15 protein-coding genes are annotated in these 15,498 nt (G+C 48.0%); 7 read left to right on the top strand and 8 right to left on the bottom strand.

Annotated elements, in window-relative coordinates; translation table 11 throughout:
- Window positions 1–3 precede the first annotated feature (3 nt).
- Entirely contained in the window at window positions 4–1,188 is a 1,185-nt protein-coding gene (locus AC0VXX_RS17765) for a BaiN/RdsA family NAD(P)/FAD-dependent oxidoreductase (protein WP_475515360.1), read from the top strand.
- A 70-nt stretch (window positions 1,189–1,258) separates the two neighbouring features.
- Here the strand turns inward: AC0VXX_RS17765 and AC0VXX_RS17760 are convergent, their stop codons facing one another.
- Window positions 1,259–1,972 carry an RluA family pseudouridine synthase gene (locus tag AC0VXX_RS17760; protein WP_475515359.1) on the bottom strand — a complete coding sequence of 238 codons (714 nt, stop codon included), beginning with the start codon at window positions 1,970–1,972 and terminating at the stop codon, window positions 1,259–1,261.
- Between the two features lie 334 nt (window positions 1,973–2,306).
- Between AC0VXX_RS17760 and AC0VXX_RS17755 the strand changes: the two genes are divergently transcribed.
- Complete coding sequence (locus AC0VXX_RS17755) at window positions 2,307–3,203, top strand: GGDEF domain-containing response regulator (protein ID WP_475515358.1); 897 nt, start codon at window positions 2,307–2,309, stop codon at window positions 3,201–3,203.
- Between the two features lie 285 nt (window positions 3,204–3,488).
- The gene (mog, locus tag AC0VXX_RS17750) at window positions 3,489–4,022 is read left to right on the top strand and encodes a molybdopterin adenylyltransferase (RefSeq protein WP_475515357.1); all 534 of its coding nucleotides are present in this window, start codon (window positions 3,489–3,491) and stop codon (window positions 4,020–4,022) included.
- A gap of 141 nt (window positions 4,023–4,163) precedes the next feature.
- Here mog and AC0VXX_RS17745 read toward each other — a convergent pair whose 3' ends face one another.
- The 3 genes from AC0VXX_RS17745 to AC0VXX_RS17735 are packed head-to-tail and all read right to left on the bottom strand — an operon-like array spanning window position 4,164 to window position 7,586.
- Window positions 4,164–5,297: an ABC transporter permease gene (locus tag AC0VXX_RS17745; RefSeq protein WP_475517069.1), complete on the bottom strand. Its 1,134-nt coding sequence runs from the start codon at window positions 5,295–5,297 to the stop codon at window positions 4,164–4,166.
- Window positions 5,297–6,031 carry an ABC transporter ATP-binding protein gene (locus AC0VXX_RS17740; RefSeq protein WP_475515356.1) on the bottom strand — a complete coding sequence of 245 codons (735 nt, stop codon included), beginning with the start codon at window positions 6,029–6,031 and terminating at the stop codon, window positions 5,297–5,299. The genes AC0VXX_RS17745 and AC0VXX_RS17740 overlap by 1 nt, the downstream gene beginning before the upstream one ends.
- Window positions 6,024–7,586 carry an alpha/beta hydrolase gene (locus tag AC0VXX_RS17735; protein WP_475515355.1) on the bottom strand — a complete coding sequence of 521 codons (1,563 nt, stop codon included), beginning with the start codon at window positions 7,584–7,586 and terminating at the stop codon, window positions 6,024–6,026. The genes AC0VXX_RS17740 and AC0VXX_RS17735 overlap by 8 nt, the downstream gene beginning before the upstream one ends.
- Window positions 7,587–7,960: 374 nt before the next feature.
- Here AC0VXX_RS17735 and AC0VXX_RS17730 point away from each other — a divergent pair, with 374 nt between their 5' ends.
- Window positions 7,961–9,754, top strand: coding sequence for an AMP-dependent synthetase/ligase (locus AC0VXX_RS17730; protein WP_475515353.1), 1,794 nt, complete (start codon window positions 7,961–7,963; stop codon window positions 9,752–9,754).
- 190 nt (window positions 9,755–9,944) lie between these two features.
- Window positions 9,945–10,349, top strand: coding sequence for an acyl-CoA thioesterase (locus tag AC0VXX_RS17725; RefSeq protein ID WP_475515352.1), 405 nt, complete (start codon window positions 9,945–9,947; stop codon window positions 10,347–10,349).
- A gap of 76 nt (window positions 10,350–10,425) precedes the next feature.
- On the opposite strand, the gene AC0VXX_RS17720 is transcribed toward AC0VXX_RS17725, so the two are convergent.
- Window positions 10,426–10,674 carry a GNAT family N-acetyltransferase gene (locus AC0VXX_RS17720; RefSeq protein ID WP_475515351.1) on the bottom strand — a complete coding sequence of 83 codons (249 nt, stop codon included), beginning with the start codon at window positions 10,672–10,674 and terminating at the stop codon, window positions 10,426–10,428.
- Between the two features lie 428 nt (window positions 10,675–11,102).
- On the opposite strand from AC0VXX_RS17720, the gene AC0VXX_RS17715 reads away from it, so the two are divergent.
- Window positions 11,103–12,104, top strand: a complete 1,002-nt coding sequence (locus AC0VXX_RS17715; RefSeq protein WP_475515350.1) for a Solitary outer membrane autotransporter beta-barrel domain — start codon at window positions 11,103–11,105, stop codon at window positions 12,102–12,104.
- A gap of 170 nt (window positions 12,105–12,274) precedes the next feature.
- Here the strand turns inward: AC0VXX_RS17715 and AC0VXX_RS17710 are convergent, their stop codons facing one another.
- From AC0VXX_RS17710 to mtnC, 3 genes are all read right to left on the bottom strand, one after another.
- Window positions 12,275–12,712 (bottom strand): hypothetical protein, encoded by a 438-nt coding sequence (locus AC0VXX_RS17710; RefSeq protein ID WP_475515349.1) that lies wholly within the window; start codon window positions 12,710–12,712, stop codon window positions 12,275–12,277.
- Between the two features lie 97 nt (window positions 12,713–12,809).
- Window positions 12,810–13,241, bottom strand: coding sequence for an acyl-CoA thioesterase (locus AC0VXX_RS17705; RefSeq protein WP_475515348.1), 432 nt, complete (start codon window positions 13,239–13,241; stop codon window positions 12,810–12,812).
- 148 nt (window positions 13,242–13,389) lie between these two features.
- Window positions 13,390–14,073: an acireductone synthase gene (gene mtnC, locus AC0VXX_RS17700; RefSeq protein WP_475515347.1), complete on the bottom strand. Its 684-nt coding sequence runs from the start codon at window positions 14,071–14,073 to the stop codon at window positions 13,390–13,392.
- A gap of 457 nt (window positions 14,074–14,530) precedes the next feature.
- On the opposite strand from mtnC, the gene AC0VXX_RS17695 reads away from it, so the two are divergent.
- Window positions 14,531–15,478, top strand: coding sequence for a PDC sensor domain-containing protein (locus tag AC0VXX_RS17695; RefSeq protein ID WP_110456891.1), 948 nt, complete (start codon window positions 14,531–14,533; stop codon window positions 15,476–15,478).
- Window positions 15,479–15,498: the final 20 nt, after the last annotated feature.

Raw genomic sequence — 15,498 nt, 5'->3', positions numbered from 1 at the left:
TAAGTGGAACATCATGATGTGATCATTATCGGCGCAGGCGCAGCGGGGCTTATGTGTGCGGCTACTGCAGGATATCGAGGTCGTGATGTCTTAGTTATCGATAATGCTAAGCAGGCGGGACGTAAAATTCTGATCAGTGGCGGTGGGCGCTGCAATTTCACCAATCAAAAGGTTGAGCCCGCTAACTTTATCTGCCGAAATCCGCATTTTGTAAAATCGGCATTGGCTCGCTATCGCTCGCAAGACTTTATTGAGCTAGTTGAACGTCATGGTATTGAATACCATGAGCGCGATCATGGTCAGCTATTTTGCAACGATTCGGCTAAAGAGATAGTCACCATGCTACTGACCGAGTGTGAATGGGCAGGCGCGCGCATCCAGCTGCGCACCGACATCATCTCTGTAAGCAAAAATGACAGCGGCCTATTTGTATTACACACCTCTAAAGGCGAATACAGTTGTGACTCGTTAGTAGTGGCCACCGGCGGATTGTCTATGCCTAAATTGGGCGCGACGCCATTGGGCTATCAGTTGGCCGAACAGTTTGGCCTTAAAGTACTCCCCACCTGCGCAGGGTTGGTGCCTTTTACTTGGCACAGTGAGCAAAAGCAAAAGTTTGAGCCATTATCTGGCATCGCTGTGCCATGTACCATTACCGCTCAGGATGGCACACAATTTAGTGAAGCGTTGCTGTTTACCCACCGGGGGCTTTCAGGGCCTGCTGTGTTGCAAATATCGAATTACTGGAAGCCGGGCGAAACCATTTCTATCAATCTGTTACCGCACATGGATGCGGCGCAGGGTTTGTCTGAGGCACTCGAGCTGCACCCGAAACAAAGCCTGCGCAATACCTTAAGCCAGTGGTTACCTAAACGTCTGATTGAGGTGTTATTCGATGAGGCGTTACTCAATATGGCACTAAATCAATTGGTGCATGCTCAGCGTGATAAAGTGGTTGCCGACTTGCACCGCTGGGAATTGTTGATGAACGGGACCGAAGGTTACCGCACGGCTGAAGTGACCCTTGGCGGTGTCGATACCGACGAGTTATCGTCTAAAGATATGCAAAGTAAAAAGGTCGCAGGGTTATTTTTTGTCGGTGAAGTCATGGACGTCAGCGGCTGGCTCGGTGGGTTTAATTTCCAGTGGGCATGGTCATCCGGCGTAGCCGCCGGTCTTGCGGTGTAATGGTATTTTGGGCGATATCAGCTTGTAGCTAGGCCTGCTATGGCCTAGCGGTATTGGAACATTTAGCGGTTTAAAAGGGGCAAGGGCATTGGCCATGGTAGGTTTCGCCACGAGTTGGATGCTCAAAATACAGGTCACTGGCGTGTAATTGTAAGCGCTCTGCCAGTTGTTCACTTTGGCTGCTGTTATACAGATCGCACCCAAGAATGGGGTGGCCCATGGTCAAGCTGTGTATTCGCAGTTGATGCGTACGGCCGGTAACTGGGGTAAATTGCACTAAGGTGCGACAGGGCTGCTCAAGGCGCTGTAAGACAATGTATTCACTGATGGCCGGCTTGCCTGTGGTGGAGCAAATTTTGACTCGTGGAAAGTGGTCCCTATCTTTTGCTATTGGCGCGGTGATCTGGCCATTATCATCTGTAACCCAACCTTGTAGTAGTGCCATGTAGCGTTTGTGAATGGTGTGCGCTTGAAACTGTTTATTGAGGTGTCGGGTCGACTCTGCATGCAGCCCCACAACCATGATGCCTGATGTGCCAAAGTCTAATCGATGTGGCAATTTGGCCTCTGGAAATGCTGGGCTAACTCCTGCCTGACCATGGACTAAGCGGTAGTGTACTGAATCTTGGTTAAGGGGATGTTTGCCTGACAAGCTCAGTAAACCACTGGGCTTATTGATCAATAAGATATCATCATCTTGATATAAAATCGTGACCACATCATCGCACTTAGGGACTATAAAATCGTCAAAGCTGGTATCAGTCGGCGAGCCGATATTGGGCATGGGGCGTTCCTGTGATTGATATAGATATCGCCTGCTTATTATGCTCGAGCCTGTGCTGCATCACGATAATCATCTTGTATTGTACACGGCTATCTTGCTGGCAGCGGTGAACAAGGGGGCTAGTTTACACGGTTTTCACCCCAACTTGTCTCTGGTGCCATTTTAATTGATTTTAAGGTGATTGCTGTCGGGTAATATGGGCTCTGACTATTTATTGTTTTAATTGTGCTTTTTATCTTCGTCTTTGAATGATTGCGCATCTGCTACACTGTTAAATTGAGGCTATCCATTTGAATAGTTGTATCTAATTGACTGATGAAAGCTAGGGGAAAGTATGGAAGCGCTTTCTGTTGTGCTGGTGGTTGATGATGTAAAAACCAATGTGCTCATCATGAGGCAATGTTTAAAAGGGCAATATCAAATTTGGGCCGCAGCAAGCGGCCAAGAGTGTTTAGCTTTGGCTAAGCAGCAACCCGACTTGATTTTGTTAACGATAGACATGCCCGATATGGACGGTTATGAGGTGTGTCGGCAGTTGAAGGCTGATACCGACACGGCCCATATTCCGGTTATTTTTGTTACCGCTAAAGATGCCGATGATAATGAGCAAAAAGGCTTAGCGTTAGGTGCCGTCGACTACATTAACAAGCCTATTCACCCTGCGATTGTCCGTGCTCGAGTCGCGACTCATTTGCAATTAAAACAGCATAGCGACAAGTTACAGTTTATGGCGTTGCACGATCAGTTGACCGGTCTCTACAATCGTCACTTCTTGGCCGAGTGGGCAGCTCAGAGTCTGTCGAGTATGGCTCGCCACCAAACAGAACTGTCTGTGGTGATGTTAGATTTGGATAACTTCAAAAAAATTAATGACTTTAATGGTCACCATGTTGGCGACAAAATATTACAGGCCGTGTCTAAGCTGCTGCAAGATAGCTTTCGCAAGGAGGATATGGTGGCGCGGATGGGCGGTGAAGAGTTTATTATTTTGATGGAGTCTGGCATGACAGAGGCTCGTGAGAAAGCTGAAAGTGTGCGCCAACGTCTACAGCAGCTAAAGCCGATGGGGATAATGGTGACCGGAAGTTTTGGCTTACTGGTCGCCAATGCGCAAATGACCGACTTTTCTCATCTATTGGTATTAGCCGAAGAAGCCGTTTATAAAGCCAAAGCTGATGGGCGTAATTGCCTTGTCTATTATGATGACGGTCAATACATTACCGTTGGCTAAGGTGCATAGGTATTGTCCTACGCAGGTGGTTCATTTTTATGTCACAGGCCTATTATCAGGCTACGTCATTCCATTTACTCCAACCGTATCATGCCCTTAAGTGTGTTGTTGCTCTTTAGCATGCGCAGAGCAAGCTTATGTCAGGCTTAGCGGGACAGAGGCTTACATCCGCTGTCTCAATTTGGTGCGATAGATGCCAAGCTCAAGGTAAAATGTGTTATTTTAGCGGCTAAACGAGAGTGGTTAGCATTCTCTCAATCGACTGCGCTAAAAGAGGAAAGTGTAATGGCAATAGCAAAAATTGGCATAGTGACCGTAAGTGACCGAGCGAGTGCGGGCGTGTATGAAGATATTTCTGGTAAGGCCATTATTGAGGTGCTAAACCAATACCTGACCTCTGAGTGGCAACCGGTTTACGAGGTGATCCCTGACGAGCAGGATGTGATTGAAGCGACCTTAATTAAGATGGCCGATGAGCAAAATTGTAGCCTTATCGTCACGACTGGCGGTACAGGCCCTGCAAAGCGCGATGTGACGCCAGAAGCCACCGAAGCGGTGTGCGATCGCATGATGCCTGGTTTTGGTGAGCTGATGCGCGCCGAATCATTAAAGTTTGTGCCCACCGCCATTTTATCGCGTCAAACCGCTGGCCTGCGCGGTGACTCATTGATTGTTAATTTACCCGGCAAGCCAAAATCAATCCGTGAATGCCTCGATGCGGTATTCCCCGCTATCCCTTATTGTATCGATTTGATGGATGGGCCTTTCTTAGAGTGTGATGAAGCTGTGATTAAGCCATTTAGACCCAAAGCTAAATAAGCCATATCAGTCGACCTTTTACTGATGTAAAAAGAGCGCATATTAGGCGCTCTTTTTAATGGCAAATACTCAGCGCGGTGTTAAACAGTAAAGCACCTTTGACCAGCGCTTTACAGCCTATGCATTCAGCGCCTTTTGGCGTTACAAGCCAAAGACAATCTTTTCACTCTTGAGGGAGCGCTCCATGCCCAGCATTAGGGCAAAGGTGATGGCTAAGGTTGTAGCACTCGACAGTAGCAGCTGCATTAGCGGTATCTCTTTGCCTTTAATAAAGGCGATAAGTGCCTGCATCTGCCCGGACACGGGTAGCCACTGTAGGGTGTCTGGCGCTATGTTGTAACTGGCTGCCATCGACAGCATCATGGGCACGATGAGCACTATCGTCAGGTAAGACTGCGCCTCTTTAAATGACTTTGCCATAAATGACACAAATAACTGCAATGAAGCGGCCATGAGCGCGATCGGCAGGCCGATAACCAGCATTAACCCAATAAAATCAGGGGTGATATTGACGCTAAAGCCCAGCTCTTGCCAAGGTACAAAGCCGTAGGCAATTTTTGAGATGAGTAAGGTCAACACTAATCCCAGCATGGCAAATATGGTGACCGCGGCGACCTTGGCGAGCACTATATCACGCGTTGATACCGGATGGCTCAGCAGCAACGCCAGCGAGTTGCGTTCGCGCTCTCCAGCGCTGGTGTCGATGGCTAGGTTCATGCCCGAGATAAATACCGCATACACCATCATAAATATCGCAATACCTAAGATCATGCCGCCTTTAGAATCGCTGGTGGCTTGATCTTCTACCGTCACTTTTATCGGCTGCACCACTTTAGGGTCAATCCCCCTGGCTATTAGGCGTAGGCTACCCATTTCGGCGCTGTATTCTTGCAAGCTTTTTTCAATGCGCCGAATAGAGGATTGCAACTTTTCGTTGGAATTATCGGCAATAAGGGTTAATTCGGCCGTGCGGCTTTTGGCCATATTGCTGGCATAATCTTGGCTAATTATCAGCTCTATCTCTTTGCGCTCGGCTTTATCGCCTTGGCTAATATCGTTACTGGCAAGAAACTTAACCAGATCGGGGGCGCGTTCGCCATGGGTGATGGTAATATTAAGTGCTTCGGGGCTGGTTATTTGGCCTATCAGCAGCATAAACATGCCGCACATCATCAGCGGCGCGCCGATAGCATAATAGAGGCCGGCCATGACCGAGCGTTTATCGCGGGCGGCATCGATCAGCTCTTTTCGAACCATGGCTATAATGGTGCTGATCATGCTGCAATCCCCTCATCGGTGCCGATTAATGCGATAAAGGCATCTTCTAATGAGGCCTTGCCTGTTTGTTGGCATAACTGCTCTGGGCTGCCGATGGCAACCACCTTGCCTTGTGCCATCACTATCACCCTATCGCACAGAGCGGCAACCTCTTGCATCACATGGCTAGAAAACAACACGCAGTGGCCGGCCGCTTTAAGGTCTTTTAGCAGATCGCGCAGTACTCGCGTGCTCATCACATCTAGGCCTCGGGTAGGCTCATCGAGAATGATGTTGGTAGGTTCGTGCACTATGGCCTGGGCTAGGGCGGTTTTCATTCGTTGTCCCTGAGAAAAGCCTTTGCATTTGCGGTCGGCAATATCATCCATATGTAATTTGTTGAGCACGCTTGCCGCCGCTGCTTTGGCCTGTGCACGCGGTAACCCGTTGAGCTCGGCAAAATAGCTCACGTATTCTCTGGGGGTAAGGCGTTCATACAGGCCAAAGGGATCGGGAAATAACCCCAGTTGCTGCTTGGCTTTGACCGGAAACTTAGCCACATCGATACCGTCAATTTCGGCGGTGCCGTTATCGGGTTTGAGTAAACCAAATACTGTGCGCAAACAGGTGGTTTTACCTGCACCGTTGGGGCCGAGTAGTCCGGTTATCTGGCCATCGAGTGCTTCGAAACTCAAGTCGTTAAGTGCCTGCACGTCACCAATACACTTAGAAAGATTAGCTACTTTAATCATGACGCACTCCTTGTGCCTTAGTATGGGATGTCGATGAACGGGCTTGTTTGGCTGCAGGGAGCGCTTCGACAGTATTCGCGTTGAGATAAAAATTACGGCTAACATCTTTGCTTAGGCATTCATCGGATATGTCATCAAGGCTGTTGCTGCTGACAAGCTGGGCGATGAGATCGTTGCCACAGGATTGGTAGGCTACTCCGTGGGTGGCATAGGGGGCGATAAAATGCTTGGCATTGCTCAGTTGCGCCATCGCCATCTCGCCCCAGCTCGGAGGCGTCGCGGGATCTAACTGTCCCGATAACACCAAGGTGGGAATATTACTGGCAATCGGGTCTGAAAACTCGGCGTCAACGGCGGGTACATTCCAAATTGGGCAGGAAAGATCAAATGCATTAACCATTTCGCGGGTGAAGTAGCTCTGCTCGGCTTGCTGGCGCTCGATTTGGTTAAAGCGCTGCCAATCTTCACCACATACCACAGATGAGTGCATACCAGCGGCAATGCCTGTGCTGTCTATCGTTAGGGAATATAAGCCCATAATCGCTTGGAAGTTATCTTGCGCGGCTTGATGAATCGCGTGGGGCAGTAGCGCTCTGATATTAGGGGTGTACATGGCCATACGCAGCGCCCCCATAAACTTAGCGCGGGTCATCACAAGCGTGAGCGGCTCGTTGGTTAACGGGTCGCGAACTTGGCTACTCACTGGGGCTTGGGCGAGGCGCGTATTCACCTGCTGCAAGTCTTGTTCAAGGTCGGCAAACTGCCCATGGCATAAGGCATTACTGCTGCAGTCATCGAGCAGTAAGCCGATGGCTCTGTCTATCGCATCACCAATATGCAACACACTTTGCTGCATCGGCACTACGCCGTCTAATGTCACCGTGGCCAAGACTTGCGGGTAATGACGCATGTACAGTTGCGCCATACGCGTACCGTATGAAATGCCATAGACATGGAGTTTGTCGTAACCTAAGTGGGCTCGAACTGCTTCGAAATCTTTTAACGCTATTTCACTGCCATATTGGCTGACATCGGCATCGAGTCCGTCGAGGCACTTTTGAGTTTCGCTCGCAATATCTAAATCATCCTCGTTGAGTGATAACGCCCCTTCAAAGCCTTCGCCCTCGCATTGTAATAGGTTGGACTGCCCTGTACCTCTTTGGTCTATCAGCAGAATATCGCGCTGCTGGCGGACTTTACTTAACATGCGATCGAACGTCGGCGCGTTTTCAATTGCCGATTGCCCTGGGCCGCCGGCAATGGCGAGCAAGGCTTCGTTAGTAAAGCTCGGTTTTATTGCTGGCAGTACCGCGTAATGGATGTTGAGCTGCCGACCTTCGGGGTGAGCGTAATTTTCAGGCACTGTGACAAAGCCGCAGCGCAGCCTATCTGGCAGACCGTCGACATAACAAGTGTCGTTGGTGGGCGCGGCCTCTGTCTCGGCATGGCTGGTAAGAGAAAATAGCATGGCAGCCAGCGGCAGTAACAGCCACAGTGCTAACTGAGTCTGACGTTCCTTATCGCTTGCCGTGTGCATAATGTTGGCTTGTGGCATGATATTCATCCCTTGAATGCGCATATTGCGACAATGTTAATTCAGTTTTTTATCAATAGGTTAATAAGCTGCTGAAAGGCTAATGCGAGAACGACATTGTGTCAACAGACTGATTCGTTATAGCAGCCAGCCTATGGAATGAAGCTCAATTAAATTATGTTATCTATAAGAGGTCTGATGAGTCTGGTTTTTACACCTAATTCACTGTAATAAAATAAAAATAATATAATCACAGTGGGTGAGTCATGTGTCATTTGCTACCGTTTTGTGCGCCAATTAACAGTGTTGGAGCAAAAGCTCTTATTTTTTAGGCAAGGTTAAAGTAAAATGCGCTAAAAGAGGTACACCTGTACGCTAAAAAGGTTATAAAACTTATGTCACTCGAGCAATATCATCCAATACGCCTGATCCAGGAGCAGAGCCTTAAACGGGGCGATGCCATTGCGCTCGAGGGCTATGGTAGTGCAGCACCTTGGCATCAGATCAGCTGGTCTGCATTTGATAATATTAGTGATGCTATAGCTAAGGCGCTGATCCGTTTCGATTTAGCGCTACAAGATAGAGTCGTTATCCTGTCACAAAATTCTCCACAATGGACTTGCGCCGATGTGGGAGCCTTAAAAGCCAAAACGGTTGTGGTGCCTATATATCCCACTAGCACCATAGATCAGGCGGCTTACATCATAGATGATGCGCAGGCAAAGCTGATTTTTGTGGGTGATGCGGCGCAATACCTGATGGCTTGCGAGCTCACCAAGCGCTGCGCCACGCTGACCCATATTGTGGTATTTGATTCAGATGTGACCCTGATTGACCAAGCGCACTATCATTTCGATAGCTTGCTCAATCCGGTGGTGGATCCCGCGATTGAAGTCGAGTTGTTGCAGCGACTGAGCCAGACCTCTCTTGATGATCTATTAACCCTTATCTATACCTCTGGCACCACGGGCGACCCTAAAGGGGTGATGCTTGATTATCGAAATATCGCCTCGGTTATCCGCCAACATGACGCCATCTTACCTTTTACTCCTGGGGATGTGTCGCTGGCATTTTTACCATTAAGTCATGTATTTGAACGTGGCTGGAGCTTTTACGTGCTATGCCGTGGCGGTCACAACGTTTACCTGCAAAACCCTATGATGGTCAAAGAAGCCATTGCCGATGTGAAGCCCCATACCCTGTGTGTGGTGCCGCGTTTCCTCGAAAAAGTCTATAGCGCAGTGCAAGATAAAGTGGCGAAGGCGCCAGCGGCAAGGCAAAAACTGTTTGCGTGGGCGATGTCAGTCGGTGAGCGTCAGTTTGAAGTCAGCCAAGGGCGCGCTAAAGGCACGGTGTGGTTAGGTTTACAGCATAAACTGGCGCACAAATTAGTGTTTAGCAAGTTGCAGCAAGTACTGGGTGGGCGCTTAAAGTTTATGCCTTGTGGTGGCGCGGCACTCGACAAAACGGTGGCGAGCTTTTTCCATGCTATTGATATTCCTGTTTTATGTGGCTATGGCATGACAGAAACCACGGCAACCGTTACCTGTAATACCTTAGCCAACCGCTTAGCGGGCTCCAACGGTAAGGTGCTGCCTGAAGTGGAGATCAAGTTAGGTAAAGATGATGAGATCTTAGTTCGCGGTGATACTGTGATGCGTGGCTATTACAACCGCCCGCAAGAGACTGAAGCCAGCTTTGAAGATGGTTGGTTAAAAACCGGAGACGCAGGTTATATCGACGAGCAAGGTAATCTGTTTATTACCGATCGCATTAAAGAGTTGATGAAAACCTCAAATGGTAAATATATTGCGCCGCAACGTGTCGAAGGTAAGGTGGGCTGTTGTCCTTATATCGAACAGGTGGCCATTATTGCCGATGCTAAAAACTATGTGACCGCCTTAATCGTGCCGGCATTTGCCTCGCTCGAAGCTTGGGCCAAAGACAAAGGATTGCATTATGAGTCACCTATTGAACTGTTGCGTCATAGTCATGTAATTGAGCATTTTGAACAACGCTTAAGGCATTTGCAGGTTGAGTTGGCAGGGTTTGAGCAGATCAAAAAGTTTACTCTGTTACCCGAGGCATTTTCTATGGAAGCAGGGCTTATTACCCCCACCATGAAACTACGCCGTAAGATGATTTATCATAAATACTCTACCGAAATTAATGCCATGTACGGTAAATAGCTAAAGACTTTGTGCGAAAGAGGGCTTGATGCAAGGTTGAGGTGATAATCTTACTCAAGCACTCAAGCACTCAAGCCCTCAAGCCCTCAAGCCCTCAAGCCCTCAAGCCTAAAGTTCATATTGCATCGTTCAATCTTCTCAGTTAACGTCAGCAGCACAATAATAAGCGTACCTTTACAAGGATACTTCAGTGGCTGAGACATTTTTTAGCGCAACCCTTAACCCACGTTTCAATGAAACCGATGGCTTGGGGCATATCAACAATACCGTGATCCCCATTTGGTTTGAGGTGGGGCGTGAGCCTATTTTTAGCTTGTTTAATCCTAGCCTGAATCTTGATGAGTGGAACTTGATTGTGGCGGGATTCACCATTGCCTATACCTCGCCCACCTTCTTTGGTCAGCCTGTTGAGGTCAAAACGTGGGTGAGCCGTATTGGTAACAGTAGTTTTGAGGTGACGCAGCAATGTTGGCAGGCGGAGAAAAAGACCGCAGAGGCGCAAACCACCTTAGTACATTATGATTATGGCGCAAATCAGAGCGTGCCGATCCCCAATATGGTCAAGCAGGCCTTAGCGCTGCGCACCGGAGATTAAGCGATTTAACTTGACCGTCGCGAGCAAGGAGTGCGCTGGGGTTATGCGGTCACGACGGCGATTTATTATCAGTAGGTTAGCGCAAGAATTTTTGTACATACCAGCAACTGGCACTGATGGTGAGTGGTTGTGCCTTGGCCCACTTTAGCCCATGGCGCACTAAACGTTCGGCTAGTCCTCGCCCTCTCAATGCATCGGGTACGTAAGTGCGATTAAAATCGATATGATCGTCCTCAATCTGGTATTCAAGCAGTGCTTGCTGGTCATCGATTAAAATCACAAATCTCTGTTTGTCGGCCTGATGTAAAATGGTTGACTGGCTCATGTGTATTCCCTTGATATCTTGGCTCTGCTGACGTTAGCACGTTTAGTGCTGTGATGCCTGTGTTGTGCTTATCAATCTGGGCGATCCCTTTTCATGGGAGCCTTGGTTGTATTTAGCGATCGGGCTATGTAATCTGAACTCAGGATAACCAAGGTATCTCAAATAGCTGCCATCAATACTTAACATTTTGTATTAAAAGTAAAATACACTGTTTATTTGTGTGTGAGTTCGCCTTGTTAATAACATCAAGGACAAGTTTGAGATGTCATCACTGCACAGCGGCTACTTTATCTAAGGTTATGCTATCTCTTACCATGGTGCAGGTTCATTAAGTATGAGCCTGAGAGCAATATCTCATCAATAGAAAGTTATATGGCGTTAGAGTTAGCGAGGTGCAATTGATTCATCGATGGTTAACTGGGGGCATTATGTTGCGTTATTTATCGGCGCTCGGTTTGGTTTTGATCGGATGGAGTCTCCCTGTATCGGCGGTTGAGGATGCATTGCGACAGGCTGTCGAAACCAAGGTCAAAGGCGATGTCACTAGCGCAATTGTGCTCACCGATGCGAATTTGATCACCTTAGGTATTGTCGACTTCGATCCTAATGCATTTATCGATTTAGGGGGGATTGGCGATATTAATGCCGGTGATGCCGATTCTCTGCGCCGGCGCAGTCAGTTGCGCAACTATTCTCTGCCCTGGGAAAGCAAGCCCAGTGAGTTTAATCGCGACTGGCAGGTATCGAGTGCGGTGCGACTCTCCTATGTTAACGCCACAGAAGATATTTTGGGTGTTGATGATCAGTCGTTGGTCAGCCCATTAGAAGATACCAGCTATCTGTTAGCGGCCGAGTACCGCTGGCAATATCGACTCACTCCTCGCTGGCAGGCGGTTTTTGGTGTGGGTGGGCAGCTGTTGTGGCTAGAAAATAACTTAGAATATCGCGACCCTATCTTGGCCGCTCAGCGGCCGCAGTTGGATGGCGTGATAGTGAATACCCGTTATGGCGCGGTGATGGTCGACCCCAATGTTGAATTGACGTACACCAGTGACTTATTTGGCCACAAATGGGAGTTTATCAGCGCGTTTCGTTATGCTTATGGCCGCACAGTATTGACCGATAATGGCGCGCAGTCAGTGTCGCCCGAGGTGAGTCGTTTTAGCAATACACTGGTGTTCCATTATGGGCTACCCAATGTATGGGCGCGTCGTAATGAACTGGTATTGCAGGCTAAGCGGGTTGACTTAAGTGGTGATGTGGTCGACCCAATGGGCACGCGTTATTACTATGAGCTGGGGGCTGGCTGGATAATCGAAACCCCGTCACTGGCGGCTTGGGTCGATAATATCGGTTTAGGCATCACACTTAATATTAACAGTGGCTTAAGTGGTGGTGGCTTGATATTGCTGTTTAACGAGCCGTTATAAACCCCGCATATCGATTATCTGGTCATGCTTGATAGCTAAAATGGGCCAGTATTGTGTGGGCAATGTTTTGACATTAACCTAACTTATTATCGCTATTTTCACCTTGTATTAGCCCATATTGTTAGCCTCAATACATGAATTACTGATTAAATTGGATGAACATAAACGGCTCATTTACACGCGGGGCGCCTAATCAACATCGCGACCGAGGCGCCTGTGGTTGTGTTATGTGTCTTGTTGATGTTCATGCAATACAGCAAGTAACTCAGGGGCTTGCTTAACTTGAGCTCGGCTTTAGTTTGTGAAAATGAAACTAACGCTGCGACCGAGGCGCCTGTGGTTGTGTTATGCGGCTTGTTGATGTTCATGCAATACAGCAAGTAACTCAGGGGCTTGCTTAACTTGAGCTCGGCTTTAGTTTGTGAAAATGAAACTAACGCTGCGACCGAGGCGCCTGTGGTTGTGTTATGCGGCTTGTTGGTGCTCACGCAACACGGCAAGTAACTCTGGGGCTCGCTTAACTTGAGCTCGGCTTTAGTTTGTGAAAATGAAACTAACGCTGCGACCGAGGCGCCTGTGGTTGTGTTATGCGGCTTGTTGATGTTCATGCAATACAGCAAGTAACTCAGGGGCTCGCTTAACTTGAGCTCGGCTTTAGTTTGTTAAAATGAAACTAACGCTGCGACCGAGGCGCCTGTGATTGTGTTATGCGTCTTGTTGGTGCTCACGCAACACGGCAAGTAACTCAGGGGTTAGCTCGGCTTTAGTTTGACTATGAAAATTAAACATCACAGCGACTGAAGATCCCGTAGTCGTAATCGCTTGTTGTTGCTCGCTGTAAATATGGTAATGCATGGTAAATCTATCGCTTTGTATATCGCTAATGCTCACACCAACATGCAAGGTGTCGGGAAAGGTCACCGGCCGCTTATAGCGTGCGCTATTGTCGCTGATCACAGGTCCAACCCCCGATTTATACATCTCATCGAGCGGAAAAAAGCGATTAAAGAAGTTAATTCGAGCGGTTTCGAAATAACGGAAATAAACGACATTATTAACGTGTTGTAGGGCATCCATCTCTCCCCAGGCGACATTGATTTGACTGCGAATGGGGTACTGTTTGATAAATTGTTCCACTTGGCTTACTTCCTGTTGCTGTTATTGGGACTCAAATTAAAACGCTTGTTTAATTGAGCATAACAGCATGTTTAGTCAGCAACAAGGGGGAGTGAGTGGATCAAAAAAGGCATCGTTAACGATGCCTTTTGCTGGGTAAAATCACTGTTTAGTCTTGCAGTTTTAGCTCGGCAAAGCTGGTGATTTGTGGGTACTCACCAGTGCGCTGGGTGGTGTCGCGTACCATCTGTACCGTGCGAAGCCCCGCTTGTTCGGCGGCTTTTAACTCCTCTAACAAGTCAGAGATAAACAGCACTTGCTTGGGTTTTAAGCTGATGGTGTTGATGATATTGCTATAGGCCTGCTTAAAGAGCTTATGGCCTGTACGAGTGTCGAAATGGCCATTGAAATATTCGGTCAGATCGCCGCCATCACTATGACTAAAAAGCAATTTCTGTGCATCTACCGAGGCAGAGGAGAAGCTGTAAACGCGCAGGTTTTCGGCTTTAAATTGCTTAATGGCGTCGATAAAGTCAGGGAATATATGGCCCTTAAACTCGCCTTTATCGTAACCCTGTTTCCAGATTAAGCCTTGCAGGGTTTTTAGTGGCGTTGCTTTACGGTCTTCATCTATCCATTGCTGTAAAATTTCGACGACACGATCCAGAGATGCTTCTGGTTCTAAGGCGATATCTTTTACATCGCTAATGCAGTTATCAACTAACACATTGTTTTGATTTTCTTTAATAAAATCGGGAAGCGCCTTCGCAGAATAAGAGAAAAGGATGTCTTTAATAAAGTTAAGATCGGTTGTTGTACCCGCGGTATCTACAACTATGGCTCTAATACCCATAATGTTGGCTTACTCCACATTGCATTAAAATTAATCGCCTCAATAGCTACCCCGATCCTAAGCTGATTTCCCCAATTTGGCTAGCTTATTTGGCCAGCGCTGCGAGTCCAAGAGGTAAAATTAGCTTGCAGTGTAAGTCATTGACCCACTTAGTTCGCAGCGACAAAACCTTTGAACTGTGCGCGGCGTTAATTGTTCATTTTTCTCTTAGTGGTCAGCGAGGCTGCATCTATTAACCATGCTCTATTTTGGTGCGCACGAGCTCAGTCGGTGCGTTTCGATGAGTAGTATCGGCGTGATTAGCTTGCCTTATTGGTTGGGTCTGATGATTGGCCGCCCATTGCCTAGCGCCCCTGTTGGGGGTTGGCGCTGACGATCGCATATGGTTATGGTCGACGCTTTGTCATTGGCGTCATAGTTGCAAAGGCCTTGCTTGTGATCATTATTGGAGCAACCTATGGCAGCCATGAGCTATTTGAGTGTAATAGAGCGATACCATGAACATGAGCAGTTGGTGAAAGAGCTGCTGGAGTCGATTTTAGTGGGGATTAGCGATCCTGTGATGCTGTCGGACCCTGGGATGCGGGTGCGGGCTATGGCCGAAATGGCCAACAGCTACCCCTTCATCGAGTTGCTGTATATCTTAGATGCCGATGGAGTGCAGATCAGTGATAACGTCGCCATTGTTAATCGAGTCGTGCAGGCTATTCCCGTGGGGCGTAACTTAAACCGCAGCCATCGGCCTTATTTTTCAAAGGCGCAACCACTACAGACGCTGAATATCACCCATCCTTACTTGTCGAATGCCAGTGGTAAATTATGTTTGTCGGCTTCCTACCGAATTGGGGATAACGGCGAGCAAGGTTATATCGTGGTCGATGTGAATCTGACTCAATTGATCGAATTTATGATGGGCGATAGTGCTCGTCGTAAGGCCACCCCTTTATTTAAAAGTGTCTACTGCGCCCTGGTGCTGGGACTGTTTATTATGGTGATGGTGCTGATCAGTATGGCTGCGGTGGACATTGCCTCGCTGTTAGCTGACGGGCGAGTACCCAGTGGCTCAATTAAACCCTTTGGCATTATTATCTTTATCACCTTGGCGCTGGCGGTATTTGATTTGGGCAAAACTATATTGGAAGAGGAGGTGTTGATGCACAAAGATATCTTCCGTCATAGCTCGACGCGGCGCACCATCACCCGTTTTATCTCCACCATCTTAATTGCTATTTCTATCGAGGCCTTGCTGACCATGTTTAAGGCATCGTTGGGTGAGATGAAATATGTTCAACCCGCTATCTGGATGATGTTTGCTGTGGTTGGTTTGCTGGTGGGGTTGGGGATTTATGTGTACCTAGGGGCTAAGGCCGAGCTATTGCTCAAGCAAGGTAGCGCTAAGCCTTAAGCGTTGTTAACGCTAAGCTG

The sequence above is a fragment of the Shewanella sp. QJM3NY_23 genome (assembly GCF_056173105.1).
This window is presented reverse-complemented; position numbering and strand designations above follow the sequence as displayed.